This window comes from Bradyrhizobium sp. CCBAU 51753 (genome assembly GCF_015291565.1).
GTDB lineage: Bacteria > Pseudomonadota > Alphaproteobacteria > Rhizobiales > Xanthobacteraceae > Bradyrhizobium > Bradyrhizobium ivorense.
This window is the reverse complement of sequence record NZ_CP030037.1, coordinates 2,996,860-3,011,902: the sequence shown is the minus strand read 5'-3', so window position 1 is coordinate 3,011,902 and position 15,043 is coordinate 2,996,860. Positions and strand designations below refer to the sequence as shown.

Here is a 15,043-nt window from a genome sequence, read left to right as displayed (position 1 = left end):
TCCGGCGCTATTGCACCAAGCAACGCGCAAATGATGCGGCGCGGCAGGTTCATCGTCAATGAAATGGAATTTCGAATGTTGTCGGCGCGACAGCGTTTCTCACCACGAACACATCGCGCGACGACGAAAGGATTTTTGCCGATGTCAGCGCGCAGACTCGCGACGCAGCGGTTGTCGTTGCATCAAATCTGAGCGCTCTGCGGTCGTCCGCATCAGGTCTTCTACAAACGCTACGCCGGACGAGATCGTCGTTGCTCGCCGGCACGGCAATACAGTTTTCCGTTTCGTTGACGGCGAACCGTTTGCTCATCAACCTGATCGGACGCTGACGCGCTTGTTGCCGGGCAGCGAATGAATCAGAAAGAAAATGGACATGCGCAAACTCGCCCGCTCGGGCTCCTCCCATTCCCTCACCCGCCGCACCACGGCCGTGCTGATCGCGGCCGCGATCGCGCTGTCGACGTCTGTCACAGCGTTGGCGGCTGACGCCGTCGTGCTGAAGGTCGGCGACCAGAAGGGCGGCAACCGCTCGCTGCTGGAGATTTCCGGTCTCGCCAAGGACCTGCCTTACAAGATCGAATGGTCGGAATTCCCAGCAGCGGCGCCGATCCTCGAAGCAATCAACGCCGGAGCGCTCGACGTCGGCTATACCGGCGACCTGTCGTTCCTCACGGTCTATGCATCGGGCGCACCGATCAAGGCCATCGGCGGCACGCGCTCCGACGCGCGTACGCAGGCGATCCTGGTGCGCGGCGATTCATCGATTAGGACGGCGGCCGACCTCAAGGGCAAGCGGCTCGCCGGCACCCGCGGCGGCTGGGGCCAGTTCCTGATCGACGCAACGCTGGAGAAGGCCGGCCACAAGATCGACGACGCGACCTTCGCGCCGCTCGGCCCGGTCGACGCCAAGATCGCACTCGTCGCCGGCTCGATCGACGCTTGGGCGGTGTGGGAGCCCTACATCTCCTACGCGACGCTGAAGGACAAGGCGCGCATCGTCGCCGACGGCGAGGGCCTGACGCCGACCATCACCTTCATCGTCGCCTCCGACAATGCAATCGCGACCAAGCGCGCGGCGGTGCAGGACCTGGTGCAGCGGTTGAACAAGGCGCGGCTGTGGTCGCTGGATCATCTCGCCGAATACGCGAAGAGCACCGCGGAACTGACAAAACTGCCGGAGGACGTGCTGCTCGCCGCCTACACTGCCCAAAAAACCAGCCCGATCGCGATCGATGAAGCCGTGGTGAAGGAGGTGCAGGCCGCCTCCGACCGCGCGACGCGCTACGGCATCCTCGGCAAGACGCTGGATGTCAGCAAGGCGGTCGACCGCAGCTTTACCGCGAGCGCAAGCCTGAACTGACGGCGCGGCCTCTAACCTCCCCTTGAAAAGGGGAGGTCGGGCTGCGCGAAAGCGCAGACCGGGTGGGGATCATGCCTCCACCAACACCAGCGCTCGCGGAGAGTTACCCCCACCCCACCCTCCCCCTTTCAGGGTGAGGGAGCCAACGAGCGGTGCTCACCTCACCGCGCAACACGGAGACGCCCATGTCCGGTCCGCTCCATCTTGCACTGATCGTCGCCGCGCATCTGGCCTGCATGACGCTGCTGGTGATGATTTCGCTCTAGGTTCACCCGTCATGGCATACGCACGACGATCAGTGTTTGTGGTGGAGACTCGCCAGGCCGCCGCATTCGCGTTCGAGGCGGCGAGCCTGGCGCAGGCGCAGGCGCTGCTCCAGGCACCATGGCTCGCCGCTGCGCTTGATGATTTCCTGCGCCGGCGCCGCGCATCTGAATGGTGCGAGCACGCCCGCATCCGCGTCGCCACGACCGCGGAGGCCGCGCTCTATCGCGGCCTGGCCGACGAGCTTGCCGACGGCTCCGGTCGCTTTCTGGTCGCGGAACTGCCCGACGAGACGAACGAGCCCTAGCGAACTGCACGTGTCAAGGCTTCGGAACGGACCGCCGCCTTAAGAAGGCGACGGTTCACTCCGTCTTCCATTCCGCATCGAAGACGTTGATCGCCTTCGGGATCAGTTTGAGGCGGGTGAAGACGTCGGCGATCTTCTGCTGCTCGGCGAGCACGGCGGCATCCACCCGACGGGCGCCAAGCTCGGCACGGTTGACCGAGCGTTCGATGATGTCGGCGGGAAGGCCGATCTTCGGGCTGAGCTCGGCGGCGTACTGCTTGCGATTGTCCCTGATCCAGACATCGATCTCGTCGATCGCCGCCAGCACTGTGGTCAGCACCTTCGGGTTCTCCTCCGCGATCGCGCGCGCGGCGATGTAGAAGGAGACGTTGGCGGCAAGTCCGGTCGCATCCGCGACGCTGCGGGCGCCGAGACCGATTTCGGCTGCGGCATAATAGGGATCCCAGATCACCCAGGCATCCACCGCGCCGCGTTCGAACGCCGCCCGCGCATCCGCCGGCGCGAGATAGACCGGCTCGACATCCTGATAGGTCAGGCCGTTGGCCTCCAGCGCGCGTACCAGGAAGTAGTTGACGTTCGATCCCTTGTTCAGCGCGACGCGCTTCTTGCGCAGGTCAGCAATCGTCTTGATCGGGCTGTCCTTGGGAACGATGATCGCCTCGTTGCGGGGCGAGGCCGGCTCGTATCCGGCGTAGACGATGCTGGCGCCGGCGGCCTGCGCGAAGATCGGCGGCGCCTCGCCCACCGGGCCGAAATCGGCCGCACCGATGTTCAGGGATTCGAGCAGTTGCGGACCGGCCTGGAATTCGTTCCAGCTTACGGTCCAGCCGAGCGGTGCCAGCTTCTGCTCGAGAATGCCGCGCTCCTTGAGAAAGATCAGATTGCCGCCGCCCTTCTGGAATGCGACGCGAAACACTTTGTCCCTGGCTTGCGCGGATGGCAGCGCGTTCCATCCTGCGAGCAAGCCGGCGATCGCCAGCGCGAGACCTCGACCCAGCCAATTTCGCATGCTCGCTTTCCCCTTCGAAAGACAGTAAGGATGAGAAAGCGTGTTTGATTTTGCCGATCGCAGCAATTTCAAAGATCGACGGTTTCCGGCTCAAGCGTTTCACGCAGCATCGGTGCGGAAGAATTTCTTCGCCGCCCGCAACGACAACAGGGAGAGAGAACCATGCAACTATCAATGAAGGACCGCGTCGCGGTGGTGACCGGCGGCAGCAAGGGCATCGGGATCGCGGTGGCGCGGCGGTTTGCCGAGTCCGGCGCCAAGGTCGCGATCCTCGCCCGTGGCGCCGCCGACCTCGCCGCGGCGCGCGAGGCGCTCGCCAAAGACGAGCTCGCGGTGCGCGATTATGTCTGCGACGTCTCGAAGGCGGCCGACATCAAGACCGCCCACGACAGGATCGTCGCCGATTTCGGCAAGATCGACGTGCTCGTCAACAATGCCGGCACGGCGCGCACGCTGGCGTTCGAGAACATCAGCGACGAGGCCTGGCAGGAGGATTTTGACCTCAAACTGTTCGCGGCAATCCGCTTCAGCCGGCTGGTCTGGGGCGGCATGAAGCAGCGCAAATGGGGCCGCATCATCAACGTGCTCAACACCTTCGCCAAGGCGCCGGCGGGCAACTCGGCGCCGACCTCGGTGTCGCGCGCGGCCGGCATGGCGCTGACCAAGGTGATGGCCAACGAAGGCGGCGAGCACAACATCCTGGTGAATGCGCTCTTGGTCGGCCTGATCATGAGCGATCAATGGGTCAAGCGCCACGCCGCCACGGCGCCGAACACGGATTTCGAGGAGTTCGCGAAGGGCCTCGCCAAGGGCACGCCGCTCGGCCGCATCGGCACGGCGGAAGAATTCGCCAACCTCGCCTGCCTGCTCGCCTCCGAGCAAGGCTCCTACATCACCGGCACCGCCATCAATGTCGATGGCGGCCGATCGCCGGTGGTCTGAGCGACGCCACATAGGGTGCGGCTTCCTTCACCTCTCCGCGCACGCGGGGAGAGGGAGCCCGCCCAGCTTGCGATGTGACCACGCAAGTCGTCGCTCAAAAGCAAAAGGCCTCCGTCACCGGAGGCCTTTCGATCTTAAACCGCGTCCTTGGCGGCCTTGACCGGCCGGGCGCGGACGATCTTCCGGGCCGGCTTGGCCTTGAACATCATCTCTTCGCCCGTGAAGGGGTTGGTGCCCTTGCGCGCCTTGGTCGCAGGCTTCTTGACCACGACGAACTTGGCGAAGCCGGGGACGAGGAACACCCCGCTCTTCTTCAGCTCCTTGTGGCCGACATCGACCAGTGAGTCCAAGACGTTCTTGACGTCGCGCTTGGAAAGTTCGGTGGTGGTCGCGATCTTCTCGATCACTTGCGACTTCGACAATTGGGTAGCCATGGTTGCTCCATTGATTCTGGAGTTGGCACGATATGGCGGAAAACGCCGAAAAAAACAGGGTTTTCTGCACTCCCCACAGCAATATCGCTGTGGAAAGCCCCCGAATCAGCACTTTTTTCGCGGTTTTTCCAAGTCAAGGCACTTCCGACCCCTGAAATTACAGGGTTTGCGCGCCTCGCGGCCTGCGGGAAATGCGCTCTGGAGCGAATCAAGATGCGCTAGCCGACGAGAGGTGCGCGGTCGCGCGCAGGCGCAATGCGAGTTGCGCAGCGGCGCGCTACGCCACTTCAGGTTTCGAAAACGATCGTCCAAAAGGCCGAGCCATTAGAAAATGACTCGGGTTCCCAATCCAAGGTAACATCGGCCGAAGCCCGCCCGCCGCCAGCCGGCGGGCCGCTTATGTAAGCGTTGATGTAGCTTTGGAGACCAGCGTATGGATTTGACCCGCCTCGAGATCAACCGCCGCACCGCCCTTTTGACCTCGGCCGCGATCGCGGCCAACGTCATCAATCCGATGCGGGCTTTTGCGCAGGAGGCTCCGCGCAAGGGCGGCGTGTTCAACGTCCATTACGGCGCCGAGCAGCGCCAGCTCAATCCGAGCATCCAGGCCTCCACCGGCGTCTACATCATCGGCGGCAAGATTCAGGAGAACCTGGTCGACCTCGACGCCAACGGCCAGCCGGTCGGCGTGCTCGCCGAGAGCTGGGAGGCTGCGCCTGACGGCAAGACCGTCACCTTCAAGCTGCGCAAGGGCGTCACCTGGCACGACGGCAAGCCGTTCACCTCTGATGACGTCGCCTTCACCGCGATGAACATGTGGAAGAAGATCCTCAACTACGGATCGACCCTGCAGCTGTTCCTGACCGCGGTCGACACGCCCGATCCGCAGACCGCGATCTTCCGCTACGAGCGGCCGATGCCGCTGAACCTGTTGCTGCGCGCCCTGCCCGACCTCGGCTACGTCTCCGCCAAGCATCTCTATGAGAGCGGCGACATCAGGCAGAACCCGACCAACCTCGCCCCGGTCGGCACCGGCCCGTTCAAATTCGTCAAATATGAGCGCGGGCAGTACATCATTGCCGACCGCAACCCGGATTACTGGCGGCCGAACGCGCCCTATCTCGATCGCATCGTCTGGAAGGTGATCACCGACCGCGCGGCCGCGGCGGCGCAGATGGAGGCCGGCGAGCTGCATTATAGCCCGTTCTCCGGGCTGACCATCTCGGACATGGCGCGGCTTTCCAAGGACAAGCGCTTCGTCGTCTCGACCAAGGGCAATGAGGGCAACGCCCGCACCAACACCATCGAGTTCAACTTCCGCCGCAAGGAATTGTCCGACATCCGCGTCCGCCGCGCCATCGCGCACGCGATCAACGTGCCGTTCTTCATCGACAACTTCCTCGGCGACTTTGCAAAACTCGGCACCGGGCCGATCCCCTCGATCTCGACCGACTTTTATCCCGGGCCGAACACGCCGCAATACCCTTACGACAAAGCCAAGGCGATCGCGCTGCTCGACGAGGCTGGCTTCAAGGCCTCCGGCGGCAACCGCTTCACGCTAAAGCTGCTGCCGGCGCCGTGGGGCGAGGACATCTCGCTGTGGTCGACCTTCATCCAGCAGTCGCTGGGAGAAGTCGGCATCCAGGTCGACATCGTGCGCAACGACGGCGGCGGCTTCCTCAAGCAGGTCTATGACGAGCACGCCTTCGACCTCGCCACCGGCTGGCACCAGTACCGCAACGATCCCGCGGTCTCGACCACGGTGTGGTACCGCTCCGGCCAGCCCAAGGGGGCGCCCTGGACCAACCAGTGGGGCTGGGAGGACAAGACCGTCGACGGCACCATCGACAATGCCCTCACCGAGCTTGACCCGGTCAAGCGCAAGGCGCTCTATGCCGAGTTCGTCAAGGAGGTGAACACCGAGCTGCCGGTCTGGATGCCGATCGAGCAGATCTTCGTCACCGTGATCACGGCCAAGGCGCGCAACCACTCCAACACCCCGCGCTGGGGCTCGACCAGCTGGCACGATCTCTGGCTTTCCGCGTGAGGCGATCTGACGCTCACGGCGGTGTCTCCTTCCCCCTCTCCCCGTTCTTCACGGGGTCGAGACGAGCGAAGCTCGCTCTTAGAGGGTCGGGGTGAGGGGCTCTCTCCGCGAGATCGATCCATCGATGGACCTGTACCCCCTCACCCGGATCGCATCTTGCGATGCGATCCGACCTCTCCCCGCAGGCGGGGAGAGGTGATTGTGCGGCCAGCGCCAATCTGATCCGAACCGGTGTCCACTTCGTTCGAAACCGCTATAGATAACCGATGCGCATCCTGAGCCTTGCGGGGCGGCGGCTGGCCGCCTCGATCCCGACCCTGTTCCTGATCCTGATCGGCGTGTTCCTGCTGCTGCAGCTGGCGCCGGGCGACACCGTCGACGCGCTGATGGCGCAGATGGGCGGCGGCGATGCCGCGACCGCAAAACAGCTGCGCGAGTTCTACGGGCTTGACCTCTCGGTTCCTGCGCAGCTCGCCAATTACCTGTGGCGGCTGGTGCGGCTCGACCTCGGCTTCTCCTCGATCTACGGCAAGCCGGTGGCGACCGTGATCCTGGAACGGCTGCCGCCGACCATCCTGCTGATGACCGCCTCGCTGTCGTTCGCGTTCTTCTTCGGCCTGGTGTTCGGCGTGATCGCATCGCGCGGCGTCAACCGCTGGCCGGATACGCTGATCTCAACGCTCGGCCTGATCTTCTACGCCACGCCCTCGTTCTGGTTCGGCCTGATGGCGATCGTGGTGTTCTCGGTCTATCTGCAATGGCTGCCGCCGGGCGGCTTCGAGGACATCGGCACGGTGCAGACCGGAATCTGGCGCGCGCTCGACATCGCCGCCCATCTGGTGCTGCCGACGCTGACGCTCGGGCTGATCTTCCTCGCGATTTACCTGCGCATCATGCGCGCCTCGATGCTGGAGGTGCTCAATCTCGACTTTGTCCGCACCGCCCGCGCCAAGGGACTGGACGAGACCCACGTCATCACCCGCCATGTGCTGCGAAATGCGCTCTTGCCGATGGTGACGCTGATCGGGCTGCAGGCCGGCACCATGCTCGGCGGCTCCGTCGTGGTCGAAAGCGTGTTCTCGCTGCCGGGTCTCGGCCGGCTCGCCTATGAATCCGTGGTGCAGCGCGACCTCAACACCCTGCTCGGCATCGTGTTCGTCTCGGCGCTGCTCGTCATCACCGTGAACTTCGTCGTCGACCTGCTCTACGCGCGGCTCGATCCGCGCATCGCGGCGGAGGGCTGACCATGGACGCAATGAAGCGCTACTTCCGCAGCCCGGCCGCCGTGATCGGCCTGATCCTGCTGCTGCTGGTGATCGCGATGGCGGTCAGCGCCGGCTTGCTCTACCCGCGCGATCCGCTGGCGCTGGCGGGACGGCCGCTGATCTGGCCATTCTCCAATCCGCGCTTCCTGCTCGGCACCGACAATTCCGGACGCGACATCGCCGCGCAGATCTTCTACGGCGCGCGGATTTCGCTCTTGATCGGCGGCGTCGCCACCGCGATCGCGATCCTGATCGGCATCCTGGTCGGCGCCTTCGCCGGCTATTACGGCGGCTGGGTCGACAACGTCCTGATGCGGATCACCGAGGCGTTCCAGACCTTGCCGAACTTCGTGCTGCTGCTGGTGCTGGTCGCGGTGTTCGGCTCGACCCTGACCACGGTGACGATCGCGGTCGGCGTGGTGTCGTGGCCGGCGCCGGCGCGGCTGACCCGCGCCGAGTTCCTGTCGCTGCGCAACCGCGAATTCGTCCAGGCCGGCAAGACCCTCGGCATGCGGGACGTGCAGCTGATCCTCGGCGAGATCCTGCCCAACGCGCTGCCGCCGGTCATCGTCTATGCCAGCGTGGTGATGGCGGTCGCGATCCTCCTGGAAAGCGCGCTGGCCTTCCTGCGGCTATCCGATCCCAACGTCGCCTCCTGGGGCAATCTGATCGGGCTCGGCCGCGACGTGCTCCGCGTGCAGTGGTATGTCTCGGCGATCCCCGGCATCGCGATCCTCGTCACCGTGCTCGCGGTCTCGCTGGTCGGCCAGGGCCTCAACGATGCGCTCAATCCGAGGCTGAAGAGCCGATGAGCGACACCGTCCTTTCGCTCGACGCCTTGACCGTGCGCCTGCCGAGAGGCGCCGACCGGCCGCACGCGCTGTCCGATGTCTCGCTGTCGATCGCTTCCAACGAGATCCTCTGCGTGGTCGGCGAATCCGGCTCCGGCAAGTCGATGATGGCCAACACCATCATGCGGCTGTTGCCGAACGAAGTGAGCATCCAACGGGGCCGGATGATGTTCGGCGGCCGCGACCTCTGCGCTGCCGATCCGGGCGAGATGCGCGAGGTCCGCGGCGCCGGCATCGCGATGATTTTTCAGGAGCCGATGACGGCGCTCAATCCGCTGCGCACCATCGGCGACCAGATCGGCGAGATGTTTGCGATCCACACACAACTCTCGAAGGCCGAGATCGCGGCACGGGTGCAGGCGCTGCTCGAGGACGTCCGGATTCCCGATCCGAAGGCCGCGGCAAAGGCCTATCCGCACGAGCTCTCCGGCGGCCAGCGCCAGCGCGCCATGATCGCGATGGCGCTGGCGCTCGATCCGAAGCTGCTGATCGCGGACGAGCCGACCACCGCGCTCGACGTCACCACGCAGGCGCAGATCTTGAAACTGATCCGCGATCTGCAGCAGCGCAAGAAGACGGCGGTGCTGTTCATCACCCACGATTTCGGCGTGGTCGCCGAGATCGCCGACCGCGTGGTGGTGATGCAGCACGGCGTGATCGTCGAACAGGGCGCGGCGGAGAAGGTGCTGAACGATCCGCAGCACAGTTATACAAAACAGCTGATCGCCGCCGTTCCGCCGCTGAATGCACCGCCGCCGCGGCTGCTCTCCGGCAAGAGCATCCTGACCATCGACGGCGTCTCAAAAACCTACCGCACCGGCGGCTTCCTCGGCCGCGGCGCGCGAGTCACGGACGCGGTGAAGAATGTCTCGCTGCAACTGCCGCGTGGCGCGACGCTCGGCATCGTCGGCGAGTCCGGGTCGGGCAAATCGACGCTGGCGCGCTGCATCGTGCGGCTGATCGATCCCGACGCCGGATCGATCCTGCTCGACGGCAAGGACTGGGCCAAGCTCACGCGCGATGAAGTGCGCGGCGAGACTCGCCACATCCAGATGGTGTTCCAGGATCCGTTCGCCTCGCTCAACCCGCGCCGCAAGGCGGCCGAGCTGGTGGCGCAGGGGCCGATCGTGCACGGCACCGACCGCGCCACCGCGATCGCGGACGCGCGAAAGCTGTTCGAGCTGGTCGGGCTCGATCCATCCGCCGGCGACCGTTTTCCGCACGAATTTTCCGGCGGCCAGCGCCAGCGCATCGGGCTGGCGCGGGCACTGGCGCTGAAGCCCGACGTGCTGGTCGCCGACGAGCCGGTCTCGGCGCTCGACGTCTCAGTGCAGGCGCAGGTGCTGAACCTGCTCGCCGGGCTGCGGCAGCAGCTCGGCCTCTCCATCATCTTCATCACCCATGATCTGCGCGTCGCCGCCCAGATCTGCGATCTCGTCGCCGTGATGAAGGATGGCGCCGTGGTCGAGCAAGGGCTGACCGCCGAGGTATTCGGCAAGCCGCAGCATCCCTATACGCAGGCGCTGCTGTCGGCGATCCCCGGCGGCGCGTTCGCGCGCGAGCACGGCACCGCAACCGTGTAGCCGGGCACGCGCGGCCCTACTCCGCCGCTTGTGGCTTGGGCTCCTCGCGCAGCCGGAAGCGCTTCAGCAATCCGGATACCGTGTCGCGGAAGCCGCCATATTCCAGCTCTGAATAGGGCAGCATCGCAGCGCCGGACCAGCCCTGGCTGCGCATCTCGATCGCCTTGCGCTGCGCGCGCTGGCGAACCTCGTCCCACGCAAGGTTGTCAAAGAAATCGGTATAGGACTCCGAGAACTTCCCGTCCCGGTCGATCGAGAAGCCGACGCAGGACACGATCGGCAGGCAGTACATCCCGGTCACCGGGGTGTTGAGCGGCACCGGCATGAGCGGCATCACATGCGAGCCGCGCGCATCGCCGCCCACGAAGTGCGCCTTGGCGAAGGGCGAGATGATTTCTTCGGGCGCCGCGAAAATGCCCTGGTTCCTGACGACCGCGACCGGATCATCCTTGCCGGTGTACTTGCCTGCGATGGAGTGAAGACGCTGCGCCGAAACGGCGACGGCGACCTCGCCATAGGTTTTTGAGACGATGCGATCAATGCCGAAGCGCTCGTTGTCGCGAAGCAGCGCCGCAATGTGGTAGCCGTCCGCGGGCGCATCGAGTTCGATCACGCTGTCGCCGGCCGTGTTGTCCATATCGATGATATGGAAACGGAAGCCCTTGATCATCGGGGGCAGCATCAGCCCGGCGCAATACATGGGATCGGCAAAAGCCAGATAGAGCGGCAGGTTGTAGGCGCCGGGGCCGCATTTGTCTGCGGCGAACACCATGAAGGACTCCGCGGGTCTCGCGCCCGCGAGGCTGTGGTCGAAGCTGAGTTCGGCGACGGCCGGGCCCGCGCCGCGAACGTTTCCGGAAGGGGCGTCGACGAGAAGATCCTGGCCGGCGCCGTAGAGCCCGGAGGTCTTCGCAACCGCAGTGGCCGCGAGAAACGTCTTCCAGGCGAATTGGTGGACTTCGGAGCTCCCTTCGCCCCGCGTGTGCGTCATGATGATCGCAATGTCGTCGCCGGTATGGCGCACGAACCCGTCGATCAGGAGACCGTTGTCGATCGCTTTCGCGACCTCCCCTTCGACAGCCGCCATCATGCGCGCAGATGGTTTCGTGTGGCCCCCAACGGAGCCAATGTCAGCCTTGATGACCGAAATGGTGAGTTTCATGAGCATCCCTCCGACCGCAGCGCAGCGCCTTCGCCTCGGCGCTCGCTGCGCCGGGGGCGACGGCGCGCTCATTTGCTAAAAGAACGTCGTGTGTTGCGACAGGTTCCCTGCGCAAATTGCTTGCGGAACTATGGCCCCTCCGTCACCGACTGTCGATACGGGCTATCGACGCATCTGAAATAACTCGTGATGCTCGATGGGGTTACCACCCGCCCTATGAAGCGCGGTTGAGAAAAATCGGCAGCCCCCGCTTGTTGGAGTAGAGAGGCCGATAGCGCTCCGTGTTGTACGCGGAGGCAACATCCAATTTGCGCGGCCCAAGCCTGGCATCAGGTATCGGCACGAGGTCGTAGCGGCCCTCGACCAGCGCCGACATCAGACCCGTTTTGCCTTCCAGGATCGCATCGTAGGCCAAGTTGCCGAACGTCAGCGCGACAAGCTTGTCGATGAAATCCGGATCGCCCGATCGCAGATCGTAGGTGAGGTCAGAGACGATGGTCTCCTCGCCGGAGCGCCGCTTGATCTCGTCGGCGAATGCTTCGGCCACGCTCGCCTTCCTGCGGTGCCCGTAGGCGTCGGGATCGCCGTATTCCTGCACCTTGTAACCCTCCCACTCGGCGCCCTCGCTGAGCACGATAAGCGCGTAGTTGCTTGGGTTGCCGCGCTTGTCCTCGACGAGAAGCTGGATCAACTTGTCGAGGTTGACCTTGTACTCTGGTATGGCGCATCGGATCGAGGTCGCGTAGGCGGTGTAAAATGCCGTAAACCCGGCATCGCGGCCAAAGATGCGGAAAATGCCAATTCGCTCGTGCGAGCCGACAGTGGTGCGCTGCCGTTGGATGGCTTCGCTGGCGCGGGTGATCGCGGTCGAGAAACCGATGCAGTACTCGGTGTTGCGGACGTCGTTGTCCATCGTCTTCGGGATGGCAATGATCTTGACGCCAAGTCTATTCAGCTTGTCAGCATAGCTGAGCGTATCGTCGCCGCCGATCGCGATCAGATGCTCGATGCCGAGCCCTGCGAGGTTCGCCAGCACCTTGTCCGTGAGGTCCCACGTCTTGGTTGCGATCCCGTCCTTGGTACTCTGGGAAACTGGAAAGTCCTGCCCCACGAGATGATTGGGCAGCTTCTTCATTTTGGAGGGATTGGTGCGACTCGAGTGCAGCACGGTGCCGCCGCGCCGGTCGATGATGCGCGTGTTTTCGCGGTTCAGCGGGATGACGTAGTGAGACTTGCTGGCCGGGTCGTCGAGGTTCACGTGCGTGAGGGCCTCCCAACCACGGCGGAGACCGACAACCTCAATGTCGTCCTCGCTGCCGCGATAAGTCACACTCTTGATCACAGCATTGAGGCCGGGAACGTCACCGCCTCCGGTGAGAATACCAATGCGCTTCCTCGCCATGCCCACCTCCCAGGATTGGTATGTCGCATAACGCCAGCGTCAGGTTGCGGGTTCCGTAGGCTATCCGCCGGCGCCCCTTCTTGCTCTAGATTTCCCGCGCATCGCGGCGACGGTAGACCAGGAGCATCAGCGGCGCCAGCTTGCGCATCAGGCCGTGCGCCGGGATCGTCACCGGATCGGTGAACGGCAGCGCCAGCTCGCTGTCCGGCACGCCCTCCACCGCCTTCGCGAGCTCGCGGCCGAGCGGCATGGTCAGCGCAACGGCGCGGCCGTTGCAGCCGGTCCAGCCATAGGCGTTCGGCCCGAGCCGGTGCATGCGCGGCAGGAAATCCGTGGTCATCCCGACATAGCCGTTCCAGACATAGTCGAACGAGACATCGCCGATCTGCGGCCACAGCCGCTGCAGCCGCTCGGTCACGCGGGCCTTGATCCGCTCGACCTTGTTGCCGGGGCCGAGCACCGCACCACCGGTGACGAGGCGGTTGCGGGCGTCGTAGCGCGCGAAGTAGAGCTCGCCATGGGTGTCCGACATCGCCTGCCGGCCGGGGATGATGGTCTTGCGGACATTGTCCGACAACGGCTGCGTCGACATCTGCCACGACAGCACCGGCATCACCTCGGTCGCGATCTCCGGCACCAGCGATTTGGCGAACTCGCCGCTATAAGCGTTGGTGGCGACCACCAGCGCGCGGCCGGCAATTTCGCCGTTCGCGGTCTTCACCACCCAGCGGTCGCCACGGCGCTCAAAGCTCAGCGCCGGCGAGCGGGCATAGATGCGCGCGCCGAGGCCGATGACGGTGTGCGCGAGGCCGCGCGCCAGCGCCAGCGGATTGATGTGACCGCCGCTCCTGTTCCAGAAGCCGCCGTACCAGGCATTCGAGCCGAGCATGTCGCCGACCTGCTCACGCGACAGCAATTCCACCGGCGCGCCGAATTTCGACCATTGCCGCACCCGCCGCTCCGCGATCTTGATACGGCCCGGCGAATGTACCGGCTGCACCCAGCCGGCCTGCTCCTGCTCGGCGTCGATGTTGTAGCGACGCACGATGTCGAACAGCGTCGAAGCGCTGTCGCGCAGCATCGCGACAAAGCGCTCGCCGGCCGCGCCGTGCCTGGCGATGATGTCCTCGGGATCGGGCCGCGACAGCGTCGGGATCACCTGCCCGTTGTTGCGGCCGGAGGCGCCCCAGCCCGGCTCGGCGGCCTCGACGATGGCAACGTCGACATTGGCCTCGCGCAGATGCAGCGCGGTCGACAGCCCGGTAAAGCCGCCGCCGATGATGACGACATCGGCCTGTTGCGCGCCGGCCAACTCGGGGCAATCGGGGCCTGTAGGCGTCACCGCGGCCCAGAGCGACTCGGGCCAGCGCACGGCATTGCTGCTCATCATGATCCTTTCTTGCGGGCGCCTGATCGTTCTGCTTAGCTTTAAAGCATGATCTGGAAAATTGCGTAGCGGTTTTCCGAAAAGATCATGCTCAAACAAGTTTCCTTATTCCAGCCGGGAAGACAAGAAGTGGCACTCAAGAACGTCATCGGAATCGACCACGCCGTGGTCATGGTGAAGGACCTCGACAAGGCCGCCGAGAACTACAAGCGGCTCGGCTTCACCGTGTCGCCGCGCGGCACCCACAGCGCGCATATGGGATCGGGCAACTACACCATCATGTTCGATCCCGACTACATGGAATTGCTCGGCGTGCTGACGCCGACCGAACATAATGCGCCGGCACGGTCGTTTCTGGAGAAGCGCGGCGAAGGCATCGAGCGGATCGCATTCACCGCGGTGGATTCGGCCGCCGGCGCCGAAGAGATCCGCGCCCGCGGCTACACGCCGGTCGGCCCGACCGACTTCGAGCGCCCGGTGACGCTGCCTGATGGCACCGTCTCCGCGGCAAAATTCCGCACCTTCCAGTGGCCGACCGCCGAAGCGCCCGGCGGCGTCCGCATCTTCGCCTGCCAGCACAAGACCCGCGAGACGGTGTGGATCCCCGAGCTGATGACCCACGCCAATGGGGCGAAACGCCTCAAGCAGGTGTTGATCGTCTCGCCCGATGCGGCCACCGATGCGGCGCATCTCGCCAAGATGATCGACATCGCCGTGCGGAATGAAGCCGACGGCGCAATCGCGGTGCCGTCGGGCGGCGACCGCGCCGACTTCGTGTTCCTGAGCAAGGACCAACTCGGCAAACGCTACCCCGGCGTGTCACTGGACGGGCTGCCCAATCGCGGCGGCGCCGGCCTCGTGATCGCGGCCGATCTGGCCAAGACGGAGCAAGCACTGGGCGTGACCGGCGTCAAGAGCGGCAGCAGCATCTGCGTGCCGCCGGCGGCCGGCAACGGCACCCTGCTCGCCTTCGTCAAGGCATAGCGGCCCCGGCCTGCAACGCCGCGCAGGGCCATACCGACGAACTTGC

Annotated in this window: 15 protein-coding genes; 9 read left to right on the top strand and 6 right to left on the bottom strand. The window is 64.8% G+C overall.

Going from position 1 to position 15,043, the window contains the following annotated elements; genetic code table 11:
• Positions 1-55: 55 nt before the first annotated feature.
• On the bottom strand, positions 56-310 hold the full coding sequence (locus XH93_RS13460) for a hypothetical protein (protein ID WP_139864663.1): 255 nt from the start codon (positions 308-310) through the stop codon (positions 56-58).
• 63 nt (positions 311-373) lie between these two features.
• Between XH93_RS13460 and XH93_RS13455 the strand changes: the two genes are divergently transcribed.
• Positions 374-1,360 (top strand): ABC transporter substrate-binding protein, encoded by a 987-nt coding sequence (locus XH93_RS13455; RefSeq protein ID WP_194473870.1) that lies wholly within the window; start codon positions 374-376, stop codon positions 1,358-1,360.
• A gap of 277 nt (positions 1,361-1,637) precedes the next feature.
• Positions 1,638-1,931, top strand: coding sequence for a hypothetical protein (locus XH93_RS13450; RefSeq protein WP_210340482.1), 294 nt, complete (start codon positions 1,638-1,640; stop codon positions 1,929-1,931).
• Between the two features lie 55 nt (positions 1,932-1,986).
• Here XH93_RS13450 and XH93_RS13445 read toward each other — a convergent pair whose 3' ends face one another.
• A complete protein-coding gene (locus tag XH93_RS13445; RefSeq protein ID WP_210340481.1) occupies positions 1,987-2,940 on the bottom strand; it encodes a sulfonate ABC transporter substrate-binding protein in 954 nt (317 codons plus the stop codon).
• A 40-nt stretch (positions 2,941-2,980) separates the two neighbouring features.
• On the opposite strand from XH93_RS13445, the gene XH93_RS13440 reads away from it, so the two are divergent.
• Together XH93_RS13440 and XH93_RS13435 are read left to right on the top strand one after the other, a co-directional pair.
• On the top strand, positions 2,981-3,118 hold the full coding sequence (locus XH93_RS13440; RefSeq protein WP_194473868.1) for a hypothetical protein: 138 nt from the start codon (positions 2,981-2,983) through the stop codon (positions 3,116-3,118).
• A complete protein-coding gene (locus tag XH93_RS13435; RefSeq protein WP_194473867.1) occupies positions 3,103-3,882 on the top strand; it encodes an SDR family oxidoreductase in 780 nt (259 codons plus the stop codon). Before XH93_RS13440 ends, XH93_RS13435 begins: the two co-directional genes overlap by 16 nt.
• A 134-nt stretch (positions 3,883-4,016) precedes the next feature.
• Here the strand turns inward: XH93_RS13435 and XH93_RS13430 are convergent, their stop codons facing one another.
• Entirely contained in the window at positions 4,017-4,316 is a 300-nt protein-coding gene (locus XH93_RS13430; RefSeq protein WP_139481669.1) for an HU family DNA-binding protein, read from the bottom strand.
• A 433-nt stretch (positions 4,317-4,749) separates the two neighbouring features.
• Here XH93_RS13430 and XH93_RS13425 point away from each other — a divergent pair, with 433 nt between their 5' ends.
• From XH93_RS13425 to XH93_RS13410, 4 genes are all read left to right on the top strand, one after another.
• Entirely contained in the window at positions 4,750-6,363 is a 1,614-nt protein-coding gene (locus tag XH93_RS13425) for an ABC transporter substrate-binding protein (RefSeq protein ID WP_139481670.1), read from the top strand.
• A 266-nt stretch (positions 6,364-6,629) separates the two neighbouring features.
• A complete protein-coding gene (locus tag XH93_RS13420) occupies positions 6,630-7,607 on the top strand; it encodes an ABC transporter permease (protein WP_194473866.1) in 978 nt (325 codons plus the stop codon).
• Positions 7,608-7,609: 2 nt separating this feature from the next.
• Positions 7,610-8,440 (top strand): ABC transporter permease, encoded by an 831-nt coding sequence (locus XH93_RS13415; protein WP_139481672.1) that lies wholly within the window; start codon positions 7,610-7,612, stop codon positions 8,438-8,440.
• Positions 8,437-10,062, top strand: coding sequence for an ABC transporter ATP-binding protein (locus XH93_RS13410; protein WP_194473865.1), 1,626 nt, complete (start codon positions 8,437-8,439; stop codon positions 10,060-10,062). The genes XH93_RS13415 and XH93_RS13410 overlap by 4 nt, the downstream gene beginning before the upstream one ends.
• Before the next feature lie 16 nt (positions 10,063-10,078).
• On the opposite strand, the gene XH93_RS13405 is transcribed toward XH93_RS13410, so the two are convergent.
• From XH93_RS13405 to XH93_RS13395, 3 genes are all read right to left on the bottom strand, one after another.
• Positions 10,079-11,224, bottom strand: coding sequence for a fructose-1,6-bisphosphatase (locus XH93_RS13405; RefSeq protein ID WP_139481674.1), 1,146 nt, complete (start codon positions 11,222-11,224; stop codon positions 10,079-10,081).
• A gap of 214 nt (positions 11,225-11,438) precedes the next feature.
• Positions 11,439-12,626 carry a 6-phosphofructokinase gene (locus XH93_RS13400; RefSeq protein ID WP_194473864.1) on the bottom strand — a complete coding sequence of 396 codons (1,188 nt, stop codon included), beginning with the start codon at positions 12,624-12,626 and terminating at the stop codon, positions 11,439-11,441.
• Positions 12,627-12,711: 85 nt separating this feature from the next.
• Entirely contained in the window at positions 12,712-14,013 is a 1,302-nt protein-coding gene (locus XH93_RS13395; RefSeq protein ID WP_194475135.1) for an FAD-binding oxidoreductase, read from the bottom strand.
• A 129-nt stretch (positions 14,014-14,142) separates the two neighbouring features.
• Here XH93_RS13395 and XH93_RS13390 point away from each other — a divergent pair, with 129 nt between their 5' ends.
• On the top strand, positions 14,143-14,997 hold the full coding sequence (locus tag XH93_RS13390; protein WP_194473863.1) for a VOC family protein: 855 nt from the start codon (positions 14,143-14,145) through the stop codon (positions 14,995-14,997).
• Positions 14,998-15,043: the final 46 nt, after the last annotated feature.

What these genes read in the sequence shown, in the direction of transcription:
- XH93_RS13460 (WP_139864663.1), bottom strand. Translation starts at nt 310, where the DNA reads ATGAGCAAACGGTTCGCCGTCAACGAAACGGAAAACTGTATTGCCGTG.
- XH93_RS13455 (WP_194473870.1), top strand. Translation starts at nt 374, where the DNA reads ATGCGCAAACTCGCCCGCTCGGGCTCCTCCCATTCCCTCACCCGCCGC.
- XH93_RS13450 (WP_210340482.1), top strand. Translation starts at nt 1,638, where the DNA reads ATGGCATACGCACGACGATCAGTGTTTGTGGTGGAGACTCGCCAGGCC.
- XH93_RS13445 (WP_210340481.1), bottom strand. Translation starts at nt 2,940, where the DNA reads ATGCGAAATTGGCTGGGTCGAGGTCTCGCGCTGGCGATCGCCGGCTTG.
- XH93_RS13435 (WP_194473867.1), top strand. Translation starts at nt 3,103, where the DNA reads ATGCAACTATCAATGAAGGACCGCGTCGCGGTGGTGACCGGCGGCAGC.
- XH93_RS13430 (WP_139481669.1), bottom strand. Translation starts at nt 4,316, where the DNA reads ATGGCTACCCAATTGTCGAAGTCGCAAGTGATCGAGAAGATCGCGACC.
- XH93_RS13425 (WP_139481670.1), top strand. Translation starts at nt 4,750, where the DNA reads ATGGATTTGACCCGCCTCGAGATCAACCGCCGCACCGCCCTTTTGACC.
- XH93_RS13420 (WP_194473866.1), top strand. Translation starts at nt 6,630, where the DNA reads ATGCGCATCCTGAGCCTTGCGGGGCGGCGGCTGGCCGCCTCGATCCCG.
- XH93_RS13415 (WP_139481672.1), top strand. Translation starts at nt 7,610, where the DNA reads ATGGACGCAATGAAGCGCTACTTCCGCAGCCCGGCCGCCGTGATCGGC.
- XH93_RS13410 (WP_194473865.1), top strand. Translation starts at nt 8,437, where the DNA reads ATGAGCGACACCGTCCTTTCGCTCGACGCCTTGACCGTGCGCCTGCCG.
- XH93_RS13405 (WP_139481674.1), bottom strand. Translation starts at nt 11,224, where the DNA reads ATGAAACTCACCATTTCGGTCATCAAGGCTGACATTGGCTCCGTTGGG.
- XH93_RS13400 (WP_194473864.1), bottom strand. Translation starts at nt 12,626, where the DNA reads ATGGCGAGGAAGCGCATTGGTATTCTCACCGGAGGCGGTGACGTTCCC.
- XH93_RS13395 (WP_194475135.1), bottom strand. Translation starts at nt 14,013, where the DNA reads ATGAGCAGCAATGCCGTGCGCTGGCCCGAGTCGCTCTGGGCCGCGGTG.